The sequence below is a fragment of the Microseira sp. BLCC-F43 genome (assembly GCF_041929235.1).
GTDB lineage: Bacteria > Cyanobacteriota > Cyanobacteriia > Cyanobacteriales > Aerosakkonemataceae > Microseira.
Map to the genome: position 1 here is coordinate 1 of NZ_JBHFNP010000276.1, position 24010 is coordinate 24010.

The window sequence follows — 24010 nt, forward strand, 5'->3', positions numbered from 1 at the left end:
AAATTCTTCCAACCCCCCTTTTGTCAAGGGGGGCGCAAATTCTTCCAACCCCCCTTTTGTCAAGGGGGGCGCAAATTCTTCCAACCCCCCTTTTGTCAAGGGGGGCGCAAATTCTTCCAACCCCCCTGCCTTACTAAGGGAGGGTTGGAAGTCACTCCTGCTCCCCCCTTGGCAAGGGGGGCTGGGGGGGATCGCACTGCGGATGCGACTAGAAATCAAATCTATTGCTTCATCCCAATTCACCCGTTTAAATCCCTTTTCTCCCCGTTGGCGTATCATCGGATAAGGCAAGCGTCCCAAATCGCGTAACTCGGCACTGCGCTTACCTTTTAACTGCGAGACATCCGCCAAAATTGCCGGATCGAATGCTGGCATTGTATTCATTCGCAACAGACGCAAACGCACATTGCATACGTGGATGCCATCTGTTGTCCAATCTTTCATTCCCGTTGTGCCTAATGCACACCCATCGCAGACACCTTTATTAAGGACTTCCCACGCATAAGGGAGGTTGTCTCGCGACATCCAAATTGCGCGAAAAACTTCCCAATAATTATTAGGATATTGTTCGCCGATGCCGAAGGGTTTCCAACTTGCCCAGTTTTCGGGTGTCCAGCTTTTTTTAGGTTTGTTTAACATGGCAGTATTTCAAGAAACTATAATTTTTGATTTAACAACCAAAGCGCTAGTTTTTCAAGCTAACAATTCATCGACGGATATGCTAAAACCTGGGAGAACAATCTGACTGCTAGCTACCTCACCTAAATTAAACAATCTCTGCTGCTGTTGGGTGATTACTAAAACCCACTGACTTTCAGGAAAAACTAGCCAAACTTCTTGACAACCGGATTCTAAGTATTCTCTGACTTTTGTAAATACTTCTTCCGCTTGATCTGTTGGGGAAACAATCTCAGCAATCAGCGGGAAACTCTGAGGTAGGACGGTAAAATTAACACCAAATTGTGTCAGTAGTTCTGGTGTGATGTAGGAAACATCAGGACAGCGCCCTCTTCCCACCGTGCGACAAGGAGTTTCGGTGTAAACTTCTCCAGCTTGATTGCTGGAAATGATGTAATTTCCCCAATACCTAGCGAGTCTAGCTTGAATTCGACCCTGTTTTGCTGCCATGCCGTTTTTCTCGACTAATTGCCCATCTACCCATTCTGTCTTATCGGGGGGATTGAGCATATAGTCTTCTAGCGTCAAGACTTTTGATATTTCTGTGGTGGTTAACATTGGTATTTGCCTTGAGAGTGCTTACTAATATTATCGCCGCTTTAGGATATTAACTGTGAGGTAGGTGCGTGCGCCCTACATCACATCATAAGTTCGTAGTGAGGACTAGAGTCCTCATTCACCCCAAGCTGTAGGACTAAAGTCCTGACTACAAACATTTAAACCCCTGGCGGGTGATGAGACTAATGCCTAATCTCAATTTTCACATACTCCCTCACCACAGGATCAAGAGTGAAAAGCGTTTCACTACCTTCTATTTTCTCAATTAACGAACGCCGTCCCAAAGATTGCATCGCATTGAATACCTCAGATGGCGATAATTGTACAGTTGACAGCAATTTTGAAATTGAAACAAGATCGTCCACATTCGCTATAACAGATATCACCTGTTTTTCTAACTCTGATAATCGATTAAACTGCTGATGCAATATATCTTTTAAATCCTCATTCAAAACTAGCGTCTCATATTTAATCAAATCATAAACTCTGCCACCTAATAAATCTTTACTCAGCCTTGCAACTAAGTTTAACCATAATGGGTTACCTCGGTAAAGGTTAATCAAATCTTCCCATTTTTCCTCTTCAGACCTTTCTCCTTGAGTATCTCCCGCGCTGCTGCACCTAAACCATCCAATTGTAATGAACAGGTTGATTTTCGCCTTCTAGTGCAGCAATTTCTCTTGGTTTATCCCAACTAAGCAGCACCAAGCAACTGTTATGAGCTAATTCTCCTAATCTTCTAAATAGTAATCCATAATCTTCGTATCCAGTTTCATAGCAACCAGCTAGTTGTCCGCTGCTGAAAATATGATGCACATCATCGAGTATCACCAAACAGCGGTACTTTCGCAAATACTCTATTAGCTGGGATAGTCTACCTTCTGCGTTGACTGGTAACTCTGTTTCCTGCTGGTTAGATAGGAATTGAATTAGGTTTTTATGTATTACTTCGATGGGTGGTTTGCAGCGGAGACTCTGCCAAATAACATACTCAAATTTATCCTGAATTTTCTCTACTAACTGCACGGCGATCGCACTTTTCCCGCTCCCGCTTATCCCCAAAATTGCCACTAGGCGACAGCGTTCTTGCACTATCCATTTTTCCAGGATATTCAGTTCTTCACTACGTCCGTAAAAACTGCCGATATCAGGCGCATCATTTAAGTCTTGACGTAATTTGATAGTGTTGTTTTCCTGAGATGTTTGCCCATCTCGTAGTGGCGAGCGAACTTCTTTTGATTGTAAACTTTCTCTACAAAGGTTGACGTTATTAATTTGTACAAAGTCTGTTGCAAAATTTGATGAAATAGAGAACCGACAACGCTCCATTGTAGAGCGAAAATTCGACTTACTGACATCTTCCCCCAATACATTTGAGAAAATCTTCCATAATTCAGAGGCAACATCCCCGACATGACCTTCAGTACACTTGTATTCCTCTGCTATTTTCGAGTACCTCTGACCTTGCAAAACCCCCCGCACTATAGCTTGTTGCAGATCGTCTAAGTGTTTTCCCGTATTTGCAAAAACTAGGCGATCGGCTATTTTCAACACTTCTTTAACGTCCATTGCTCGGCTAAATGTTGTGGCTTTACATATTCTAATCCGATTTTTTCCGATTTTTTCCGATTCTTTCTGATTAATTCAATTTTTTAAATTTCTCTATCTGCCGATTTTTTCCGATTTTTTCCTACTGACAAAGACATAATTTTTTGTCTATGATATAAAAAACGATGGTCAATCCAGATCAAATAGGTGTTAATCACAATGTGGGCACGCGGATCGTTGCTGAGACAAATTTTTGAATTAAAAAGTATAGGAGCAGTTACATTTTTTGTAATTACGGGACTAATTTTTCTAGTAATTTCGTTACAACTATCACAATCACAACAAGCTGGCTGGGTGGTCATTTTATATTGTATACTCATAAAAATTTCAACAATTTTTATAGTTAGTGGTTTGTGGACTGGCATTTCTGAGTGGTTCTTGAAAAATAGTTTTATAGACATTTTTCAATCTCAAACCAGATATTTTAGCGAGGAAATTATAAAAAAAGTAGACAATGATTACGAGGAAATTATAAAAAAAATAGACAAGGATTACAATTTATTGAACCAAAAAATGGAGGATGATTACACGACTGTGGCATTATTAATATACGAAAAAAAAAAGATTATCTGATGAGTTAAAAACTAGAATAATTGGTAAAATAGAGGATTAGACAAATTTGTTAAAAGATAGATTAAACCTGGTGGAACAAATTGATAACTTGGGGCTTGTTAAAATTTATGAAGATGCTAACAGGATTGAAATAAATGAAATAATTTTAGAAGCAAAACAACTAATTATTTTGCTGAACGACGGCAGGACTTGGATTTCTAACAATGAACCAAGAATGGCGCAAAGATTTTCAGATCCTAACAAGGAAACAACCTTTTATTTGTTGCATCCAGAATCTGAAGCCATAAAAGTTATTGCCAGGAAAGAAGATACGACTGTTGAAGAAGTAAAAGCCAAGATCAATCAAACAATATCTATATTGCGCCGGATTAGATCTGCTAATACCAAATTAAAAGTTTACGGTCATTTTCTTTCTAATCCTTACTCTTTGTATATGACAGAGAAGTGTGCTGTTCATGTCCCTTTTATGTCATCAACCAAAGAGATTTTACCAGCTTTTAAATTTGAAAATAGAGGGGTTAATTGTCATTAGGATAAAATTAAACGAGATTTAGAAAATTTAGTATTACAAAATAAAGCTCAAGAGATAGTTGATTACAAATTTAAATCAGATGCTTAGAAAATGAGTTAATCCAATTAAAGCTTAGCCTATAATATCAATACGAGAGTCATTCAATCAGCATTTTTTGTAATATGGAATCTAAAGAATTTCAAGTTGGCGATCGCGACTTATCAGAGCAAGCTCTATCTCAGTATTTAGAGAACGAAGCTGTTGCGGTTGACACTGAAGCTATGGGGCTAATTCCAGTGCGCGATCGCTTGTGTTTAGTGCAACTCTGTAACGAAAAAGACCAAGTGACAGTAATTCGGATTGCACAGGGACAAAGTGAAGCACCAAATCTTAAGCGCTTACTGGAAGACCCAAAAATTATTAAGGTTTTCCACTTTGCTCGCTTTGATGTGAAGACAATAAGTCATCATCTTGGCATTCAAGTTACACCCATATTTTGCACAAAAATTGCTAGTAAGTTAGCCCGTACTTACAGTGCTAACCACAGTCTCAAGGATCTAGTGAAAGAACTAGAGGGAGTCGAATTAAATAAAACTGCTCAGATTTCTGACTGGGGTAGCGCTACAGATTTATCTGAAGAACAACTCAGCTATGCAGTTAATGATGTTCGCTATCTGCTAAGTCTGCGGCAGAAACTAACAACGATGTTGAAACGGGAAAATCGTTGGGAACTAGCTCAAAAATCCCTTCAATGTTTGCCAACGATAGTTGAACAAGATTTGTTGCAATACAAAGATGTGTTTGAATATTAACTTGAGTCAGTGAGTGAGCGATCGCACATATTTCGTACTGGGTGGATTGGTATTCTTGTGCGATCGCCTCCCCTCTCCCACCTGCCAATTAAAGGTGCGATGGCTACTCAATTTCCGGCATAATTCCTAATCATTTCAGTCACTTCTGCAAAAACAATATCGGCAGCACGCTGAACAGCCGGACTTAATTCTAACCCAAAACCAAGATTTTCCGCTTCAATTAAATAAACCGTCACTTCTTGAGGAAAATCATCTTTAAAAATCTTTCGCCCCGCAGCTAAAGCATTATCCCAGCGAAAATCGTGCAAATTATAACTAGGTTCTGGCAAGGCTTCTAATTCTTCTCCAGGAACTTTAAACACTGCACCCGGTTCGGAACCCGTCGAACTCGCGTCAATAATTGTTAAATGTTTGCTCCCTCTAGCTTGAAACATTACTTCCATTCCCGCCGTACCGCAGTCATAAACTTGGACATTTGGGTAAGGATTTTCGGCAATAAATTGCTGGAGGCGTTGGGCAATAATTGCACCGACAGCGTCATCATTTCGATTGAGATTACCGCAACCAATAATAGTTAGCATGTAAGATTACCTCTGACAAAATCTGGGTTTTTCAGGAACTGAAATGGAGAGCGATCGCAGTTATAAAAAAATGAATAGCATTTTTTAGCCCAGCAAATTAACTGGTTTCCTTCTAGGCTACATTACTCATTCTGTTGATACCTTTCCAGTAGGGATTGAATCAGGCGAGATGAAGCTCGAAATGTGGTTTGTTGTAACCGCTCTATGGCGATAGAAAAATCTACTAAACCTCGGCTTGCAGCCGCACCCAAAATACCAAGCAACCCAATAATTTCCAATCCCCGCTCTGTGGCTATCTGTCTTGCTTCCCTATCATCTAACAAGATTGCATCAGCACCTAACTGTTCAGCTAAAGCAATCGCCTCGAGTTCGCCTAAATCTAACTGACTCAACATCATATCTGGCTGATTTGTAATAGTTTGAATCTCAAGCCATTCTGGAGGCTGCGATATCCAGATTTGAACTATATCAGGCGCTCCAGGCGCGGATAGTTCATCGCGCACCGCTTGAGGAATAATCACTCGACCATACAATTGCGGCAATAAATCAACTAAATCAATTAGCAGTAGATAGCACAGAGGCGAGGTATCTGAAATAACAATCATTATCTCTTAATCTTGCCCTCTTTCTCCAGTTTTTGCATTGTCAATAAATCTTGCTCAAAGTCAGCCTCATCGTAGTGCAGGTATACGCCCTTTTCTTTGAGAAAAGCATCGACTTCTAAGCGGGTAGCCATCCCTAGCAATTCCCTGACTTTGCCACTGCTAATCAGCACATCAATATAAGCTTGGAGAACCAGTAGTTCTAATAATTTCTGCTCCAAATTGCCCCACTTTGCCTCTAGGTGGTGAGCCAGTTCATCTGGTAGTTCAATTGTGATTTGCATATTCAGCCTCGCCTATGGAGTCTATCCTAAGCATAGCTGGTATGGGACGCGATATGCCATCTGGCACGCTGCGAGAACGCATTTCACCGATAAGCAACGAATGCAATTTACTCTCAAATTCAGGACTTACGCACGAGGAGCGTCGAAACCCGGTTTCCGAGTCGATTTCTCGTTGACAAACCAACGATTTTTCGGCTCGCCCTTAGTTTCTTTGCGTAAGTCGTGAAATTGTTGAATTTGGTGCGTTACGCGATCGCTAACGCACCCTACTGACTAATACGATCCTCCCTCGTCAAATCTAGCAATCTCGATTTGAAATCTTTCCATCAGGCATTGTTGTTTTACATAACTTAGCTCGCTCGATCAAAGCTCCTTTTAAGCTAGCACCCTCAAAGTTAGCTTCACTTAAATCTGCTTCTGTAAAATCAACATTTGGTAATCCTATCTCACCCACTGGCGTAAATCCAACGTATCTAAAATCAGCACCAGTTAGATTTGCCTTTCTAAAGCTTGTATTAGCGAGATAAGTACAAGTCCCAGCGCCACAACGGAAATCTGCTTTCTCCAAATTTGCGCCATTAAAAATAGCATTTTCTAGATTGGCTTGCCGCAGCACAGCTTGTTTAAGATTAGCATGGTAAAAATTAGCATTCTTTAATTTAGCTCCTCCTAAAACCGCATTTTGAAGGTTTGCTTTTGACAAATCTGCGTTGTTTAAATTTCTCAATGCTAGGTCTTGGTTGGATAAGTCACATTGCTGACATTTATTAGTCTCTCTATCCAAAAATCTTTCCCTTTTAATCTCGGGTGTATTCGACCATAGAAATATAACGATTGGCAGAGTCACTATTCCTGCTACATAGCCCAGACAACCTATGGCACATGAACGAGGATCGATCCATTGCCGCGAAACAGGGCGTTGAGGTACATCTTGCTCGGAGTTTGGCATCATTCTAATCTGAAGTTTCTAGCAGAAGATAAGATTAAGCATAATTTAACCGATCGATTTTATAAATTCTTTCCACGAGCCTAAAGCTTGCTATTTTTTGAAACTGCTACTGCGATTATATAAAATAGTTGGAGAAAAAAGGCGGTTGATTTATGCGATCGCGCAGCGTGCCGGAGGCATATCGCCTCACAAAATAGGCCGTTTTAGAATTTGCCTCACAGAACCATACATTTCACAGATCAACCCATCTAATTCATGCTCTATATCTTCCCATCGTCCTAGTTTACTCGTCCACTTACCATTGGGTAATTGTCTAGCAGCGTGGGTAGGTTCGCCATCAGGTGTAGCGTAGATTGCTATCTTCTCAAAACCCGGTTCTAGATCTGAGCGATCGCAAGGACTAAATCCAAAAGTTTGATAAGCTTGGATAAAAGCTGCCATCGTTAATTCTGCCGGTACGCCATCAGGCCAATAGTAGGGGTTTTCTGGTTCTAAAGGATTCCACCAACGGTCATCTTCACTTGCTGCCCAAGCGAAACAATTGTAATTTCTTGAATGAGAACTGGTGATGCGATATCCAGTAGCAACTAAGTTAGGGAATTCATCTTCTTTGTACGTTTCCAACCTACCATCTGTAGCCATTTTCTTTTCCCCACTGTACCCATGCTGCTGCCATTTGCTGCAACCTGCCACGCTGTTCTGACTGCACGGGATTTGCACCTGTAATCGCTTGCAATGCCCAAAACCAATGATCCGGTTCTCTCTCTATTTCTCGCAAAATCAACGGGACGACAGGTTGACCCATGCCGATTATTCTTTGGTAAGCGGGGTGCATGGACATTTTTGTAACTAAAGACATCATGCCTGTTTCCCGTCGCCATTGTTCTGCCAGTTGCAGGAATGTTGACTCTAAATCTGAAGTTTCTAGCAGAGGATAACAGTAAGCTGAATTTAACCGATCGACTTTATAAATTCTTTCCACGATCCTAAAAATTGGTATTTTTTGAAATTGCTACTGTGATTATATTACCAGTTGAATCGGCTGGTTCTCCGACGGTTGACGGTGCGTTACGGCGAAAGCCTAACGCACCCTACTATAATTAGCCATTAGCCATTAGCCATTAGCCATTAGCTATTTACTACGCAGTCCGAAAACGCGCTAATTCCTCCCCAGTTTTCGCATCATGGGCGTGAACTGTACACACCAAACAAGAATCAAACGATCGCGCGACGTGACCAACTTCCACCGGATCGGTAGCATCTTGAATTGGCGTCCCAATTAATGCTTCTTCAATTGGCCCTTTTGCACCTTCGCCGTCGCGGGGGCCTACATTCCAAGTCGTGGGGGCAATCATTTGGTAATTCTTAATTTTGCCGCCTTCAATTTCCACCCAGTGACACAAAGAACCCCGCGCCGCTTCGGTTGCACCCCATCCCCGACCATCTTTTTCTGTTGGTTTAATATACCAAGGATCGTTGAGTTTAAATTCGCGCAAGCAGCGTTCTGCTTCTCGATATAACTTGACAAGTTCGTGAACTCGTGCTAATTGTCTCAGGTGAATATTTGCCCCACCCATTTGTTTGAAAGCATCGAGAATAAACCCATCATAATGTTGCCAAGATTCCCCATGTTTTCCACCGGCAACTAATTGACGCGCCAAGGCACCTGCTTCTAATCTGCCTAATTCTTGGTGACGTACCGCACTTGACCAAGAATAAGCACCCTCGAAATCTTTGGTATTTTTCTGAATTGGTTTAGTTGTCCGGTCGAAGGGATGAACGTCGGCATTGCCTTCTTCATACCAAGCGTGGGCGGTATTTTCGCGGGCAAAGGTATGAGCCATTAATCGGTGAGTGTCGGTGAAACTGTCGTAGACGCCACTCTTCATAATCACGGCAGAATTGCGACTTTCAATTGTCGGTTTTTGATAGCGATCTTCGTGGGGTAAATATCCCCAAGTGACGTATTTACCCACGCCCGCGCCGTATTTATCTAAACCGATATCTAACCCCATGCGCCAATAGAAACCTAAGTCGGAATTGGCATGATTGGGATTTTCGTCAATCCACGCCATGAAGTCGTCATAGGTCTTGATTTCTTCGTAGCGGTCTAAGGAACATCCCAACCAAACAGGTTCTAACCAATTGGTTTTGAAATATTCCAAAATCGACCAAGCGCGGGTAATATCGGTTAACGTCGGGGCGCACATGACACCGCCGGGAACCATGTAGCTGGAATGAGGCCATTGTCCGCCTAATAATGCGTAAATTTCGACGGGTTTGGCGGAAATTGTCACGCCTAATTCGTAGGATTTGCCAGTGAAGGCGGCGAAGCGTTTTACCGCTTCATCATAAAATGGACTGTGCTGGTATTTTTGATGGGTCAAGTCTATGGCAAATAAGCCGTAAAAATAGCGAGGAATGCTTTGAATCGTTTCGGCTAATTGACCTAAGTTTCTAGCTAAAATTGCGTTGCGCGGAACTTCCGTACCCCAGGCGGTATCTAGCGCCCAGGATGCACAAGTTAAGTGGGAACCGCCGCAAATTCCGCAAGCGCGAGGGGTGACAATTAATCCGGCTTGGGGGTCTTTTCCGCGTAAGATAATTTCAAATCCTCGGAACAGTTCGGCGTGCGTCCAAGCGTTGGTGACATATCCATCTTCGATTTCGACGCGGACATCTAAATCGCCTTCTACTCTCCCGACTGGGGAAATGTCTAATGTTTGTACTGGCATAGTTGATAGTTGATAGTTGACAGTTGATAGTTGACAGGAATTGTAGGGTGCGTTAACGAAGTGTAACGCACCAATTCCAGCCGGTGCGTTACGCGATCGCGCTTCGCACCCTACACTGTGAAAATATCCTCTTCTGCCCATTTTGGCGTTGCATCTTTTGCCACGATTGTAAGCAAGGCGTAGTCTTTTTTGTTCATGCCTACTGGCAATTCTTTGGGCACTCCTAAGACTGTTTGGGTCTTAAAAACGGTTCCCGGTTTGAGGTCGTGGAAGGGGAATTCTGGTTCGGTGCAACCTAAACATGGCATTCCGGCACGGGTTTTGGATGAAACTCGGTTCCACAATATCCGGTTGCAGGATGAATGGGTCATCGGACCGCGACAACCCAAGTCGTAAAATAGGCAACCTTTCCTCTGTCCAAATTCGGCGGTGGATGCTTTGTAGGCAAAGTGTACGTTGCGGGTACATCCTGTTTGGGTGAAACTCTTGAAGAAGGTTTGGGGTCGATTTAATTCGTCGAGGGCAATGTCGCTAATTCTTCCGGTTGCTATGGCAACTAATATCTGAGTTATCCAGTCTGGATGTGCCGGACATCCGGGGATGTTAATGACAGGTAATCCGGCTAGTGAACGGTATTCTGTGCCTAAAAATCCGCCTTCTTTGCGTTTGAGAAATTGCAATCCTGTCGAGTCGCTGGGGTTGGGTTCCATTGCCGGAATTCCTCCCCAGGTGGCGCAGTCTCCCACCGCAACGACGAAGCTGGCGACTTGGGAAAGGTCGTTTAACCAGTCTTTCATCGGACGGTCGGCGAAACGGTTCCAAGTTCCGGTGCCGTTGGGTGCTTGGACGACGCTGCCTTCAAAAACTAGGATATCTAGGGGAATTTTGCCGTTTATGCAATCCCACAAGAGTTTTTGCAAGTTTCCGCCTAATTCCAATCCCAAGGATGGATGCCAAAGCACGTTGATACCAAAATCTGCAATTAAATCGCAGACGGTGGGTTCTTCGGCGTTGAGAAATGACATGGTGTTACCAGAACAGGCAGCACCTTGCAGCCACAGTACGTTTACCATAAGCTAAATTTTTTCTATTGTTTCCAATGCCAAATCACGGTGACGATTTTTATGCCTCCCGCAGGAAATCGCCACTCGCTTCTACACTCTTATTTCTCAATATCTGGCAATTTTCGATTTAAGACTATTAGGTTTAATAAAAGTTTATAATTCGCTTCTGGCAAGTATGAAGAAAACCTTAAAAAGTATTTTTAACAACAATTTTTTGGTTCAAAAACGGCAACTTATAAAGGTCAGCTTAGTGCTAGGATGTCGAATGACGATGTTGGTTTTATTGTTGAAAGCATTGTATGAAAAGGCTTTAGCCGTTTACTATCCTCTATCTTTCATCTATTTAAACAACAAATTGTTTGTTTAAATATAGTTGATAAAAAATGTCAATATAATCAGAATCATTCCAATAGCTTAGTCAGATTATGACGAGAGCGGGCAATTTTTGAGAAAAATAAAAGGGGGTTAAAAAAATGGATCGGATTGTAAACATTTGAAAATAAAGTCTAGATTTTTAGAAGAAAGGTGTTTTATAGTTCTGTGAAGTGGGCGTTAAATCATTACCTGGTTAAAGGAGGGTGGTGGTGACACCTAGCATCACCGATGCGGCGGTGAAGGCAGCGATTGCAGCGATAGAATCAGAATCAGCAACAACGCCGGAAAAAATCGAAATGCTGATCGAGATGGCACTGGGTTTTCAGAAAAAGCCCAAAAGTGCCAAGGAGTTGCAGGACGCGGTAACCCTGTATGATCGCGCGATCGCTTTGTGCGGTGAGGAGTATCCCCTACTGAAAGCGAGGGCGACGGCGGGAATGGCGACGGCGTTACGCACAATCCCGGCGGAGGGGACGGATTTGCTGATGCAAGCGAAGGCGGGGTATGAAGCAGCGATGCCGGTGTTGCAAGAATTTGCCTCGCCGGAGGAAGTGGCGGAAGCGCAGATGAATTTGGGACTGGTGTTGCAATCCCTGGTGCCGTTTCATTTGGCGAAGGTGGCGGAGGCGATTTCGGCGTATCAGCGGGCGTTGCGGGTGTTTACCGCAGATGCGTATCCCCAGGAATTTGCGATTTTGCACAATAATATTGCGATCGCATACCTTTCGATGCCGTTAGCGGCGGCGGGGGAAGAGTTGCGGCAAGGTTTGGCTGTGCAGTCGTTTGAGGAGGCGCTAAAGCACATTAACCTTATCGATCATCCCAGCGAATATGCGATGTTGCAGAATAATTTGGGCAACGCTTTGCAATACTTGCCGAGTTCCCATCCGGTGGAGAATAATTTGCGAGCGATCGCAGCATACGACGAAGCGTTAAAAGTGCGGACACGTCAAGACACCCCCTTAGAATACGCCAACACAATTTCTAACAAAGCCAACGCCCTTTCTAACTTACCCGACGACTGGGAAAAACCAGAAGCGGGGAATCCCAAAAATCTTGCCCAAGCAACTGCTTACTATCAAGAAGCGTGGGAAATTTTCACCCAATACGGACAGATAGAACAAGCGCAAACCGTAGCCCAAGCATTGCAGGAAATCGCTAATGGCTAATGGCTAATAGCTAATGGAAAAGAATCGCGAATCAATAAGTAATAAGTAATAATTATTGCTAATTGATTAAGAGGAGAACAGACAATGGATGAAATTTTGACAAGCCCGACTTTGAAAGACTTTCTCACCAGCTTGGCGGCTGGGGATATCAATCTGGTAACAGGATTGGTGTGGTTAGTGTTAGCAGCCGCTTTATCGGTAATCGGCGGTGCAATTGGCGGAGTGTTGGTGGGTGGGAAAGATTTAGGGAATCAGTTGGCTGCTATGATTGGTGGATTATTTGGCCCTGCGGGTGTAATTCCCGCCGTATTAATCGGGCTAGTTATCCTCAGATTCGTAGGATAAACCTTTCCCCAATTACCAATTACCCATTACCCATTACCCATTAGGAGGAATCATGTTAGAAGTCGGCTGGTTTTCTACAAAGTTACTTCTCAAAGGAAAGCTGCTACGAAACCCCGGATATTTTTATCGGCAAAGTGCGATTGGTGCGGGGATTGGTTCGCTGTTGCTGGTATCCTTGGCACAAACTGAAGTTCCATTTTGGTTTCCAGTGACAGTCTCGAGTTTAGCAACAGGCGCAATCATGCCATTTTTGCTAAAGGACATCAAAATGAAGTAAAAATTGGGGATAGGGATGCCATAATTCCCCATCCCCATTTAGCGATTAGACCTCTCGAACAAACTCTTTGACAGGCGAGACGCCTATCCCACAAGACGCCTATCCCACAAGACGCCTATCCCACAAGAGTTATTGGAGAAGTTTATTAGCCATTAGCAATTAACCATTAGCAATTTATTATGACCATCGCCAAGGATAAACCAACCGTTGAAGAGAAATCGACGCTAGAGGAATTAGTCGCAGAAATCAGCCGCTTTGAGGCGATTATTTCCGAGTGGGATGAAGGTCAGCGCTGTGTTGTTGTTGGATTAAAAAGAGCGATTGAAGATTTACATAAAGAAGCGCTAACCCGGTTAATTCGCACCGTTAAGCAAGAATCACTGGAAGCATTACGCCATGCTGTTGAAGATGAGGTTGTATACGGAATCTTGCGCTATCACGAATTAGTAAAACCGCCGCAAGCACCTTTAGAACAGCGAATTCAGACAGCTTTAGAAGCAGTACGCCCCAGCTTGAAAAGCCATGACGGGGATGTGGAATTGGTGGCAGTTAAATTACCGGATACGGTAGAAATACGGTTAATCGGAAATTGCAGCCATTGTGTCGCTTCCAGCCTGACTTTAACTGAAGGAATAGAACATACAATCAAGGCTTATTGTCCGGAAATTACCCATGTAGTTGCGGTTAATAAGACCAAGGATGCCGCTCTGAGTTTAACCAGTCCCTTTGAGGGTACAATGGAAGATAGATGGGTTGAAGTCACAAGGGTTGAAAAAATTCCAGAATGGGGTGTTTTAGCAGCAGAGGTTGATGGGCAAAGGGTGATTTTATGGCGTAAAGGTGACAAAATTACCTGTTACCGCAATGCTTGCACTCACCTGGCCTATCCTATAGATATGGGTCAGGTTAGTAACGGCATCATTACTTGTCCTTTTCACCGATTTAAGTACAAATTAGAGACTGGTGAATGCTTGACTGCGCCAGAACTTCCCCTGGAGTCTTATCCCGTGCGAGTGGATGGGAATAAAGTATTTGTGCAGGTGGAAAAAACCTAACCCCCCAGCCCCCTTCCCTGCTAGCGTTGGGGGAGAAAGAGAGAGAAAGCCCCTCTCCGCTGCGGGGAGGGGTTGGGGAGGGGTCCAGGTAGGCTTTGAAGCTAGGCGAGAATAGGACAAAATTTCAATCCAAACTGCTTAAAAAAATGGATACCAGAATTAAGCTTAGTCCTGCAACAGCACCTAACTTAGAAATGAAAAAGCAACCTCAACCTTTGCCTCTTTCATCTCAAGGTGCTGAGGTAATTTTAGGTAAAAGTCCCGCACAGGGTGAATTAGCAATTCCCGTCGCACCGAGTGCTACTACTTTATTTGGCCCTCGCGGTGCTTGTTTAACCTCAGAAACAGGCGCTTTGTGGGTGTCGGATACGGGACATCATCGATTATTGGGATGGCGAAATCGACCTCAACAAGATGGACAACCTGCTGATTGGGTTATCGGACAACCAAACTTTAATTCTGAAGGACAAAATGCTAAAAAAATGCCAGGAAGGGCAACGTTAAGCGTACCGACTGGCGTTTGCGTTTGTGGGGCAGGATTGGCAGTAGCGGATGCTTGGAATCATCGCGTTTTGATTTGGAAAAGTCTGCCGGAAGATAGTAATGTTCCAGCAGATTTGGTGTTGGGACAAGCGGATTTTACCCACAACGAATCGAATCGGGGAAGTTTGGATGCGGATGCCCATACCTTACACTGGCCTTATGGGGTTTTGTATCATCAAGGGCGATTGTTTGTTGCGGATACGGGAAATCGGCGGTTGTTGATTTGGAATGAATTACCGCAAGAAAACGGTCAACCTGCGGATGTGGTTTTGGGACAGGTTGATATGGTTTCTCGTAACGAAAACGGCGGCGATTCTCCTACTGCTTCTAGTATGAGATGGCCTCATAGCATCACCTTTTGGCAAGATAATCTAGTCCTGATCGATGCCGGAAATAACCGCGCAATGATTTGGGAAGGAATCCCCGCAGAAAATAACACTCCTTGTGCCGTTGTTTTGGGACAAAAGGATTTTGAATCGGTGGAGATGAATCAAGGAGTTTATTGTCCGACTCCTAGTAGTTTGAGTCTGCCTTATGGCGTTGGCACTTGGGGCGATTGGTTATTCGTTGCCGATACGGCGAATTCCCGATTATTGGGATGGAAAAAGCCACCATCAATTTTATCTTTACAGGGGGCTGATGCAGATGGAATCGCCGGACAAAGAGATTTTCAAAGTCAAGGCGAAAATCGCGATTTCGGACTGGCGATGCGAGATACTTTTTGTTGGCCTTACGCGATACAAATTTGCGGGAATACAGCAATTATTGCCGATGCGGGGAATAATCGAGTTTTATTATGGCATCTAACCCATTAGCAATTAGCAATTAGCAATTAGCAATGACTCAAGAACAAATCAGGGTATGCGGCACAGTTCAAGGCGTAGGATTTCGTCCTACGGTGTATCGCCTTGCTAAAGCTTGCGGATTAAAAGGAGATGTTTGCAACGACGGGGAAGGCGTTTTAATCCGCGCATCTGGTACTAATGAATCCATCGATGAATTTGTCCAAAGGTTGCAGGAAGAATGTCCGCCGTTAGCCAAAATTGAAGCAATTATTCGCACGGGTTATGAAGGCAATTTATCCGAGTTAAATGATTTCGCTATCGCTGCCAGTATTAGCAGTAAAGTCCGCACTAAAATTGCCCCCGATGCTGCTACTTGTCCCCAATGCAAAACCGAAACACTCGACCCGTTTAGTCGCTGGTATCGCTATCCGTTTACAAATTGCACCCATTGCGGACCTCGTTTAAGTATTATTCGGGCAATTCCTTACGATCGTCGCAACACTAGCATGGCGAATTTTCCCATGTGTCCGGAATGCGAAAAAGAATATCACAATGTAGAAAATCGTCGCTTTCACGCCCAACCTGTAGCATGTTATAAATGCGGTCCTTCTGCATGGTTAGAACGCGCAGATGGTAAACCCGTGACTGCTTCTATGTTCTCGATGATGGATGATGTGGATGCAGTTTGTACCTTATTACAAAGGGGTGAAATTGTCGCGATTAAAGGGATAGGGGGAATTCATTTAGCTTGCGATGCGACGAATGAAACTGCCGTACAAAAATTGCGTCAGCGCAAGCAACGCTATCACAAACCCTTTGCTTTAATGGCGCGGGATATAGAAATTATTGAAAAGTCTTGCACTATCAGCGCTAAGGAAAGAGAATTACTACAAAGTCCCGCCGCACCGATTGTTTTATTGCCAAGGAAAGACACAATCGAAAATGCCATTGCTGTTGCGGTTGCGCCAGGACAAAATACCCTTGGATTTATGCTTCCTTATACGCCGCTGCATCATCTAATTTTAAAGCGGATGGAACGCCCAATTGTATTAACCAGCGGTAATCTTTCCGACGAACCGCAATGCATTGATAACGATGAAGCGCGGTCAAAGTTAGGGAAAATAGCCGATTATTTCTTACTCCACAATCGAGATATTGTTAACCGAATTGATGATTCTGTCGTGCGCGCGATTGGGGACAAGTTGCAAACAATCCGTCGCGCTAGAGGATATGCGCCATCTACCATTACCTTACCCGATGGATTTAAAGCTGCCCCCCATATTTTGGCAATGGGTAGCGAGTTGAAAAATACTTTCTGTTTGGTGCGGGATGGGGAGGCAATTTTATCTCAACATTTGGGGGATTTGGAAAATGCCGCCGCATTTAATGCTTATCGAGATACGCTGAATTTGTACTTGAATTTATTCCAGCATAAACCCGTCGCGATCGCCACCGACCAACACCCCGAATATCTCTCCACCAAACTAGGGCATGAACTCGCCGCCGCGAATAATTTAAAACTCTACCAAATCCAACATCACCACGCCCATATCGCCGCTTGCATGGCAGAAAATCACCTTCCCCTCGATACGCAACCCGTGTTAGGAATTGCTTTAGATGGATTGGGTTACGGCGATGATGGTACAATTTGGGGAGGGGAATTCCTCTTAGCAGATTATCGCAGTTACAAACGCTTGGGAACCTTCAAACCCGTGGCGATGATTGGCGGCGAACAAGCGATTTATCAACCTTGGCGCAATACTTACGCCCACTTGACAGCAGCTTTCAACTGGCAGGATTTACACCAAAAATATAGGGATTTAGACCTATTGACTTTTTTCACACAAAAGCCTCTTAACCTGCTAAATCAGATGGTAGAAAAACGGATTAACTCTCCCCTTGCTTCTTCTTGCGGGCGCTTATTTGATGCCGTGGCGGCGGCGATTGGTATATGTCGGGAAGAGTGCAGCTATGAAGGACAAGCGGCAATTGAAATGGAAGCATTAATTGATATCAATAGCTTAAATGATACCCCTGCTTATCCCTTTGAGATTGGGATTTTAAATAGTATCCCCTACCTGGAACCGCGTCCAATGTGGCAAGCTTTGTTGGAGGATTTGCAGCAGCAGGTGACTCAATCTGCTATTGCTACAAAATTCCATCAAGGTTTGGCTAATGCGATCGCAGACATGGTTGACCACTTATGCGATCGCTATTTGGTTAATCAAGTTGTCCTATCCGGCGGCGTTTGGCAAAATTGTCTCCTGTTAGACCTAATTACCAGGCGCTTGCAAGTAAAAAAATTAACCGTACTCACTCATAGCATCGTACCGCCCAATGATGGCGGTTTATCCCTGGGACAAGCGGCGATCGCTGCTGCCCTGTTTAATTAGAAACCCGCTTTCTTACTGGGATCTCTTTATCTTAGAAACCCGGTTTCTTTGCGTAAGTCCTGAGCCATGAGAATTTGACAAATATTAAGGAAAAGAAAAATTCAGAGTTCGCCGAAGTATTGGTGATACTATAAAAGTAGGTTAAATTGTTCGCAGTAAACCATAACTCAAAGAAGCGAGTAGACATACGTACTCCTGAATCTGCCCTCAAAAGTGAGGGTAAAGAGAATATCTCTAAAATTAAAAAAGCGGGGAATGCGTAGGTCTTCTCCCAGAAAATTTCAATGTTTCAGGGAGGAATAAAAAATCTCTGATAATGCCACACATTAAAGTTTTCATGCACATCAGATTGGCTGTGGTGAGTGGTTTATTGCAGCAGTTTAAAATCCGCTTGATTTTCTAACACAAACCAATTAATTGAAGGAGCATTGATCGTGAAAGCTAAAGACATAATGACGCAAGATGTCGCGCTGATTCGCGGTTCTGCAACGGTAGAAGACGCAGTAAAATTAATGCGGTTGAAGGGAGTGCGATCGCTCGTTGTAGAAACTCGCAGCGATGAAGACGCCTACGGGATTGTCACCGAAGCAGATATTGCGTTCAAAGTCGTTGCATACGGCAAAGATACCAAGCAGGTGCGCGTTTATGAAATCATGACCAAACCCTGCATTGTCGTCAACCCGGATCTGGGCATTGAATACGTAGCGCGGTTATTTGGTCAGACGGGAATTTTACAAGCGCCCGTAATTGCTGGCGAATTATTGGGGATTATTTCTGTTGGCGACATCGTCCACAAGAGCGACTTCCTAGAAAATCCCAAGATCTCTTTCCTCGAACAAAAACTCAAACAAGCAGTTTCCGATGCTCGCTCTGCTTCTGCTACTTACGGAACTCACACGAAAGAAGCAAACGACGCTTGGGATTTAGTAGACGAACTTGAAGCTGAATTAGCTTTCCAAAGTGGCAAAGTACCACAAAAAACTGCGAAAGAGCTATTTGTTGAAGCTTTACTAACACCCCCTGCCGATCTGCGGGTCAAAGCCTAGTATTGGTGAAAGCCGGTTTTTTTGAAAAACCGGGTTTCTGTGTCATATCATGTCCGGTCGATTACCCATAATTAGAAGCCGGGACACGGCAAGATCAACGTTATATGTTTATCCCAGATATCTCTTTAGCCTTAGTCCCTACGCAACAACTCTGTGAGGTTTTTTTATTATGGGCAATTCAGCGGACATCATATCAGACGTAGGTTGGGTTGAGGTCACGAAACCCAACCTACAATTTATCTCAATTGTTAAGAAAAACCAGTTGAAGTTTGCTCGGGGATTTGCGATCGCTCACAATCATTCTATGAAAGCTAGCCAAGATACGTTTTCCGGGTATCAAGTCCCAGAATCGGTCAAAAGCCTGTTAATGCAGGCAGTAGACAACTGGGAAAATACCGCCATTGCCGATGAATATATGAATCAAGCTCTGGCAGAAGCTGAAGCTTATCCAGACATTCTGGTTGCCGCCTATCGCTATTTTTACTACAAGGGAAATAATCCCATGGCGCTCCAGATGGCAGAGAAAATTTTGGCAACCGTTAAAAGAGCGGAAAACTTACCGGATGATTGGGAAAAACTCAAACCGATCTTAACAATTCGCCGCCAAGAACCCCAGATCAGGCGGTACTTAAATGCTTATGCCGCGACGGGTTTTATTTTAGCTAAAATGGGAGAAGTCCAACAAGCCAAAGCAGTGACAGAAAAAATTCAGGAAATCGATCCTGAATCAGAATTTGGAGCATCAATAGTACTAGATATTCTAACACGGTGACAAGAATAACAGAAAAAAGGAAGATTAAAAATGTGTTTAGGAATTCCCGGTCAAATAGTAGAAATAACCGACGCGAATCAAAAATTAGCCATCGTTAACGTAGGTGGAGTCAAGCGCCAAGTAAATATCGCTTGCATCGTTGACGAACAACATCCCCCCGCGTCTTGTATCGGCGACTGGGTGCTAGTCCACGTCGGTTTTGCGATGAACCGCATCGACGAAGAAGAAGCCGCCGAAACCTTGCAATTATTACAAGAACTAGCAGAAGCCCAAGCCATTTTAAGCAATTAACAATTAGCAATTAGCAATTACCTATGAAATACGTCGATGAATTCCGCGAGCCAAAAAAAGCCGAAGCCTTACTTTGGGAAATCCAAAAATTAGGGAAACAATTAGAAAAGCCGCTCAAAATAATGGAGATATGTGGCGGTCATACTCATTCGATTTTTAAGTATGGCATCGAAAACATGCTGCCGGATAACATCGAGTTTATTCATGGTCCTGGATGTCCGGTATGCGTGATGCCAAAAGGGAGATTAGATGATGCGATCGCCATCTCTCAAAACCCCAAGGTCATCTTCACCACATTCGGCGACGCCATGCGGGTTCCGGGTTCCAAATATAGCCTGTTGCAAGCCAAAGCACAAGGCGCAGATATCCGCATGGTTTACTCGCCGTTAGATAGCCTCAAAATTGCTAAAGAAAACCCCGATAAAGAAGTTGTATTCTTCGCCATCGGGTTTGAAACTACCGCCCCCAGCACTGCTTTTACAGTTTTACAAGCAGCGGCAGAAAACGTTAAAAACTTCAGCCTGTTTAGCAATCACGTCCTGGTAATTCCCGCCCTGCAAGCCTTGCTAGATAATCCCGATTTGCAACTCGATGGATTTATCGGCCCCGGTCACGTCAGCATGGTAATTGGCAGCGAACCCTATCAATTTATTGCCCAAGAATATCATAAACCGATTGTGGTTTCTGGATTTGAACCTTTAGATATTTTGCAATCGGTTTGGATGCTATTACAGCAACTCGTAGAAGGACGCTGCGAAGTCGAAAACCAATACAATCGACTCGTGCAAGAACGGGGGAATATTAATGCCCTCGAAGCCATGAATAAAGTATTTGAAGTGCGAGAAACCTTCGAGTGGCGCGGCTTGGGAGATATTCCCAATTCCGGGTTAAAAATTCGGGCAGAATATGCCCAATTCGACGCCGAAGTTAAATTTACGGTTCCCGGCGTCAAAGTCGCAGATCATAAAGCTTGTAAGTGTGGAGAAATCCTCAAAGGAGTGTTAAAACCTTGGCAGTGTAAAGTCTTCGGTACGGCTTGCACCCCCGAAACTCCGATTGGAACTTGTATGGTTTCCTCTGAAGGAGCTTGTGCAGCCTATTATAAATACGGAAGACTCGACAAATTTGCCAAACAACCGATAGCTGAAAAAGAAAAAGTAACGGTTTAAAAGCGAGCGATCGCAGCCTGTTGGCAAATCAAAAAACCTAACCCAAAAGCCCCCTTCCCTGCAAGGGAAGGGGGTGCAAGAGGGAGGCTTTAAGCCCCTCCCCGAAGCGGGGAGGGGTTGGGGAGGGGTCAACCCCGCTAGGAATATTTTTTCTGTAGGGTGCGTGACGTTGTGAGAAAATTTCAACGTAGCAATGAGACTTGTAACGTCACGCACCAGCCACCGATTTTGACACTTGCGTAAGTCCTGAATCACAAGGACAATCTCAGGAGGTAAATTATGCCTTTCGTAACCGTCCAAATTGCCAAAGGTCATTCGATCGAAAAGAAAAGAGAACTAGCGAAAGCCATCACCGAAACGCTAGTTTCTACACTGGGAACCAAGCCAGAGTGGGTAACGATTCACATCGATGAATTCGAGAGAGAAAATTGGGCAGTGGGAGGTGAATTACACTCAGATAAACATAGCGGCAGACATGGTGAAAAAGTTACCAGCTAGTTGGTTAAATTGTTGAAATAAGCCGCAAAGCCCGCCCGGAAATAAAGCCCGCCCGGAAATAAATTTCCGGGCTAATAGCAAAAGTCCATTAAAATGGACTAAAATTTCTCCCAGTCCTCTTGAGAGGACTTTAGCTAAAAGCCCTTGGATTTAAATCTCCGGGCGGGCGGTGAAACTGATGCAAGATCGACAACTATGAACCAACAACCTGTTTTGGGCAATATCAGTCCTCTGATTCCCGCTGGTAGCGATGTGGAGGTGGCGATTGCATTCTACGAAAAGCTTGGATTTACCACCATCTTTAAAGAAGCAAACCCGATCCGGATGGCAATTGTAAAACGCGACACGGCAGAAATCTTTCTAGTCAAAAACGATTACAAACAACTCGCAGAAGAAACTAGCATTCGCATCCACGTCACCAACATCGAACAACTTTATCAAGAGTTTCAAAGCAAAGGAGAAGAGATAATTCATCCCAATGGAAAGTTAGAAACAAAACCTTGGGGGGTGAAAGAATTTGTAGTTCTCGATCCGGCGGGTGTCTGCATCACCTTTTACGAACCAGCAAGTTGAATGAAAATCGAGGAGATTTACAACTTTCTTAAACTATCAGATTCAGTGGCAACATCCGGACAACCCACTGAAGCGCAATTTGCAGCGATTAAAGAATCGGGTTACGAAATAGTTGTAAATCTGGCGCTGACATCATCTTCAAATGCCTTACCTAATGAGAAACAAATTGTGGAATCATTGGGGATGGAGTACGTTCATATTCCCGTAGTTTGGGAAAATCCTACCCTTGACGATCTTGCCCGCTTTTTTTATATCCTAGAAGCGAACGCCGATAAACCTATATTTGTCCACTGTGCGGCAAATATGAGAGTTTCGGCGTTCGTGTATCTCTATCGCCTGATTCGCGAACAGATAAGTAAAGAACAGGCGACGCAAGATTTACATCAAATTTGGATACCAAATGAAAATTGGCAAAATTTTATCCAGCAGGCGATGGAACATTACCAAAAACAATGACAAACCTTACCTTAATTATCGGCGACAAAAATTATTCCTCCTGGTCTTTGCGCCCTTGGTTGGCAATGCAGCAAGCAGGGATTGAATTTGAAGAAGTGCGAATTTCCCTACACACGCCAGAAACTAGCCAAAAAATATTGCAATATTCCCCATCGGGAAAAGTGCCAGTTTTAATTCATAATGGGCTAACGGTGTGGGAATCTATTGCCATTTGCGAATATATAGCCGAGTTATTTCCAGATAGCAATTTGTTGCCAGAAGATAGAGAAAAGAGAGCGATCGCGCGTTCTATCAGCGCTGAAATGCACGCAGGATTCATGAAATTGCGGCAAAATATGCCAATGGACTGCCGCGCCCGCTATCCTGGAAAAGGGATGAATCCGGGAGTGCAAGAAGATTGCGATCGCATCACTAACATCTGGCGCGAATGTCGGCAAAAATATGGCAGCAACGGCGATTTTCTGTTCGGCAATTTCACCATTGCCGATGCTATGTATGCCCCCGTCGTCTCTCGTTTTATCACCTACGACGTGCAGCTAGACGCCATTTCCAAAGCTTACGCCGATGCAATTTGGTCGCTGACTGCCATGCAAAAATGGGTAGCAGCAGCAATAGCTGAACCAGAAGTTATTACTGCTTAAAGCACCTGACAAGGAGTTGCGCCATGTTAATCGATCCGCAAAACATACCAGATAGAAAAACTTCAAATTACCCCGAACAATTTAAACCGTTAGTTGCAGGCAGAATTAAAAAGCGATTGGGAGATGCAGCAGGGTTAAAAAACTTCGGCGTCAATCTCGTCAAACTCGAACCGGGGAGTTGTTCGGCACTGCGTCATTGGCATACTAACCAAGATGAATTTATCTACATTTTGTCGGGAGAAGTTACCTTAGTCACCAACGCCGGAGAGCAAATTTTGCACTCAGGAATGGCAGCAGGTTTTCCAGCAGGAGAGGCAGATGGACATCATTTAATCAATCGCTCAAATGCAGTTGTAGAGTATTTAGAAGTAGGCGATCGCACGCCTAACGATGTAGTAACCTATCCCGACAATGACTTAATCGCCAAAGATAATTCTGGAGTTTGGGTATTCGCCCACAAAGATGGAAGTCCGTATGAAAGTTAGAAAAGTAGTTAGAAAAGTAGGGTGCGTTAGCGACAGGGTAACCCACCCATCAATCAACTCAACTCTGAAAGTAGGGTGCGTTAGCGACAGGGTAACCCACCCATCAATCAACTCAACTCTGAAAGTAGGGTGCGTTAGCGACAGGGTAACCCACCCATCAATCAACTCAACTCTGAAAGTAG

The 24010-nt window shown here is 43.8% G+C and carries 31 protein-coding genes; 19 read left to right on the plus strand and 12 right to left on the minus strand.

The annotated features are described in order from the left end of the window. The 4 genes from ACE1CM_RS35900 to ACE1CM_RS35915 all read right to left on the minus strand — a co-directional run. Positions 1-639: molybdopterin-dependent oxidoreductase (locus ACE1CM_RS35900; RefSeq protein WP_374883705.1), on the minus strand; the 639-nt coding region annotated here is incomplete at its 3' end. Positions 640-693: 54 nt separating this feature from the next. Beyond that, on the minus strand, positions 694-1236 hold the full coding sequence (locus ACE1CM_RS35905; RefSeq protein WP_374883706.1) for a Uma2 family endonuclease: 543 nt from the start codon (positions 1234-1236) through the stop codon (positions 694-696). A 182-nt stretch (positions 1237-1418) separates the two neighbouring features. After that, the gene (locus tag ACE1CM_RS35910) at positions 1419-1799 is read right to left on the minus strand and encodes a hypothetical protein (RefSeq protein ID WP_374883707.1); all 381 of its coding nucleotides are present in this window, start codon (positions 1797-1799) and stop codon (positions 1419-1421) included. 58 nt (positions 1800-1857) lie between these two features. Then, entirely contained in the window at positions 1858-2805 is a 948-nt protein-coding gene (locus tag ACE1CM_RS35915) for an NB-ARC domain-containing protein (protein WP_374883708.1), read from the minus strand. A 198-nt stretch (positions 2806-3003) separates the two neighbouring features. Here ACE1CM_RS35915 and ACE1CM_RS35920 point away from each other — a divergent pair, with 198 nt between their 5' ends. The 3 genes from ACE1CM_RS35920 (at position 3004) to ACE1CM_RS35930 (ending at position 4740) form a co-directional block, all read left to right on the plus strand. Next, positions 3004-3417: a hypothetical protein gene (locus ACE1CM_RS35920; RefSeq protein WP_374883710.1), complete on the plus strand. Its 414-nt coding sequence runs from the start codon at positions 3004-3006 to the stop codon at positions 3415-3417. A gap of 46 nt (positions 3418-3463) precedes the next feature. Then, positions 3464-3949: a hypothetical protein gene (locus ACE1CM_RS35925; RefSeq protein ID WP_374883712.1), complete on the plus strand. Its 486-nt coding sequence runs from the start codon at positions 3464-3466 to the stop codon at positions 3947-3949. A 161-nt stretch (positions 3950-4110) separates the two neighbouring features. Further along, positions 4111-4740: a ribonuclease H-like domain-containing protein gene (locus tag ACE1CM_RS35930; protein WP_374883713.1), complete on the plus strand. Its 630-nt coding sequence runs from the start codon at positions 4111-4113 to the stop codon at positions 4738-4740. Between the two features lie 107 nt (positions 4741-4847). Here ACE1CM_RS35930 and ACE1CM_RS35935 read toward each other — a convergent pair whose 3' ends face one another. The 8 genes from ACE1CM_RS35935 to ACE1CM_RS35970 all read right to left on the minus strand — a co-directional run bounded on the left by ACE1CM_RS35935 (position 4848) and on the right by ACE1CM_RS35970 (position 10964). Further along, positions 4848-5321 carry a hydrogenase maturation protease gene (locus ACE1CM_RS35935; protein WP_374883715.1) on the minus strand — a complete coding sequence of 158 codons (474 nt, stop codon included), beginning with the start codon at positions 5319-5321 and terminating at the stop codon, positions 4848-4850. Between the two features lie 122 nt (positions 5322-5443). Further along, positions 5444-5926, minus strand: coding sequence for a DUF3368 domain-containing protein (locus ACE1CM_RS35940; RefSeq protein WP_374883717.1), 483 nt, complete (start codon positions 5924-5926; stop codon positions 5444-5446). Next, positions 5926-6207 carry a UPF0175 family protein gene (locus ACE1CM_RS35945; protein ID WP_374883719.1) on the minus strand — a complete coding sequence of 94 codons (282 nt, stop codon included), beginning with the start codon at positions 6205-6207 and terminating at the stop codon, positions 5926-5928. Before ACE1CM_RS35945 ends, ACE1CM_RS35940 begins: the two co-directional genes overlap by 1 nt. Positions 6208-6505: 298 nt before the next feature. Next, entirely contained in the window at positions 6506-6991 is a 486-nt protein-coding gene (locus tag ACE1CM_RS35950) for a pentapeptide repeat-containing protein (protein ID WP_374883721.1), read from the minus strand. Between the two features lie 351 nt (positions 6992-7342). Beyond that, positions 7343-7798, minus strand: a complete 456-nt coding sequence (locus tag ACE1CM_RS35955) for a hypothetical protein (protein ID WP_374883723.1) — start codon at positions 7796-7798, stop codon at positions 7343-7345. Continuing rightward, positions 7782-8138 (minus strand): hypothetical protein, encoded by a 357-nt coding sequence (locus tag ACE1CM_RS35960; protein WP_374883725.1) that lies wholly within the window; start codon positions 8136-8138, stop codon positions 7782-7784. The genes ACE1CM_RS35955 and ACE1CM_RS35960 overlap by 17 nt, the downstream gene beginning before the upstream one ends. Positions 8139-8295: 157 nt before the next feature. Then, positions 8296-10032, minus strand: coding sequence for a nickel-dependent hydrogenase large subunit (locus ACE1CM_RS35965; RefSeq protein WP_374883727.1), 1737 nt, complete (start codon positions 10030-10032; stop codon positions 8296-8298). Beyond that, complete coding sequence (locus tag ACE1CM_RS35970; protein ID WP_374883729.1) at positions 10002-10964, minus strand: hydrogenase; 963 nt, start codon at positions 10962-10964, stop codon at positions 10002-10004. Before ACE1CM_RS35970 ends, ACE1CM_RS35965 begins: the two co-directional genes overlap by 31 nt. Before the next feature lie 575 nt (positions 10965-11539). On the opposite strand from ACE1CM_RS35970, the gene ACE1CM_RS35975 reads away from it, so the two are divergent. The 16 genes from ACE1CM_RS35975 to ACE1CM_RS36050 all read left to right on the plus strand — a co-directional run. Next, positions 11540-12499 (plus strand): hypothetical protein, encoded by a 960-nt coding sequence (locus ACE1CM_RS35975; RefSeq protein ID WP_374883730.1) that lies wholly within the window; start codon positions 11540-11542, stop codon positions 12497-12499. A gap of 84 nt (positions 12500-12583) precedes the next feature. Continuing rightward, complete coding sequence (locus ACE1CM_RS35980) at positions 12584-12844, plus strand: hypothetical protein (RefSeq protein ID WP_374883731.1); 261 nt, start codon at positions 12584-12586, stop codon at positions 12842-12844. Positions 12845-12896: 52 nt separating this feature from the next. Then, positions 12897-13121 (plus strand): hypothetical protein, encoded by a 225-nt coding sequence (locus ACE1CM_RS35985; protein ID WP_374883732.1) that lies wholly within the window; start codon positions 12897-12899, stop codon positions 13119-13121. 179 nt (positions 13122-13300) lie between these two features. Further along, entirely contained in the window at positions 13301-14176 is an 876-nt protein-coding gene (locus ACE1CM_RS35990) for a NifU family protein (protein ID WP_374883733.1), read from the plus strand. 146 nt (positions 14177-14322) lie between these two features. Continuing rightward, positions 14323-15534, plus strand: coding sequence for a hypothetical protein (locus ACE1CM_RS35995; protein WP_374883734.1), 1212 nt, complete (start codon positions 14323-14325; stop codon positions 15532-15534). Positions 15535-15557: 23 nt separating this feature from the next. After that, the gene (gene hypF, locus ACE1CM_RS36000) at positions 15558-17897 is read left to right on the plus strand and encodes a carbamoyltransferase HypF (protein ID WP_374883735.1); all 2340 of its coding nucleotides are present in this window, start codon (positions 15558-15560) and stop codon (positions 17895-17897) included. Positions 17898-18325: 428 nt separating this feature from the next. Further along, the gene (locus ACE1CM_RS36005) at positions 18326-18943 is read left to right on the plus strand and encodes a CBS domain-containing protein (protein WP_374883736.1); all 618 of its coding nucleotides are present in this window, start codon (positions 18326-18328) and stop codon (positions 18941-18943) included. 169 nt (positions 18944-19112) lie between these two features. Further along, positions 19113-19715, plus strand: a complete 603-nt coding sequence (locus ACE1CM_RS36010; RefSeq protein WP_374883737.1) for a hypothetical protein — start codon at positions 19113-19115, stop codon at positions 19713-19715. A gap of 30 nt (positions 19716-19745) precedes the next feature. Next, positions 19746-20006, plus strand: coding sequence for a HypC/HybG/HupF family hydrogenase formation chaperone (locus ACE1CM_RS36015; protein WP_226592225.1), 261 nt, complete (start codon positions 19746-19748; stop codon positions 20004-20006). 23 nt (positions 20007-20029) lie between these two features. Then, positions 20030-21175 (plus strand): hydrogenase formation protein HypD, encoded by a 1146-nt coding sequence (hypD, locus tag ACE1CM_RS36020; protein WP_374883738.1) that lies wholly within the window; start codon positions 20030-20032, stop codon positions 21173-21175. 279 nt (positions 21176-21454) lie between these two features. Continuing rightward, the gene (locus ACE1CM_RS36025) at positions 21455-21673 is read left to right on the plus strand and encodes a 4-oxalocrotonate tautomerase family protein (RefSeq protein ID WP_374883739.1); all 219 of its coding nucleotides are present in this window, start codon (positions 21455-21457) and stop codon (positions 21671-21673) included. Between the two features lie 195 nt (positions 21674-21868). Beyond that, complete coding sequence (locus ACE1CM_RS36030) at positions 21869-22246, plus strand: VOC family protein (protein ID WP_374883740.1); 378 nt, start codon at positions 21869-21871, stop codon at positions 22244-22246. Then, positions 22247-22702 carry a protein tyrosine phosphatase family protein gene (locus tag ACE1CM_RS36035; protein WP_374883741.1) on the plus strand — a complete coding sequence of 152 codons (456 nt, stop codon included), beginning with the start codon at positions 22247-22249 and terminating at the stop codon, positions 22700-22702. Beyond that, positions 22699-23343 carry a glutathione S-transferase family protein gene (locus tag ACE1CM_RS36040; RefSeq protein ID WP_374883742.1) on the plus strand — a complete coding sequence of 215 codons (645 nt, stop codon included), beginning with the start codon at positions 22699-22701 and terminating at the stop codon, positions 23341-23343. Before ACE1CM_RS36035 ends, ACE1CM_RS36040 begins: the two co-directional genes overlap by 4 nt. A gap of 23 nt (positions 23344-23366) precedes the next feature. Beyond that, a complete protein-coding gene (locus ACE1CM_RS36045) occupies positions 23367-23828 on the plus strand; it encodes a cupin domain-containing protein (RefSeq protein ID WP_374883743.1) in 462 nt (153 codons plus the stop codon). Continuing rightward, positions 23818-24010 (plus strand): hypothetical protein (locus tag ACE1CM_RS36050; RefSeq protein WP_374883744.1); only part of this gene is annotated, 193 nt, incomplete at its 3' end. The genes ACE1CM_RS36045 and ACE1CM_RS36050, both read left to right, overlap by 11 nt.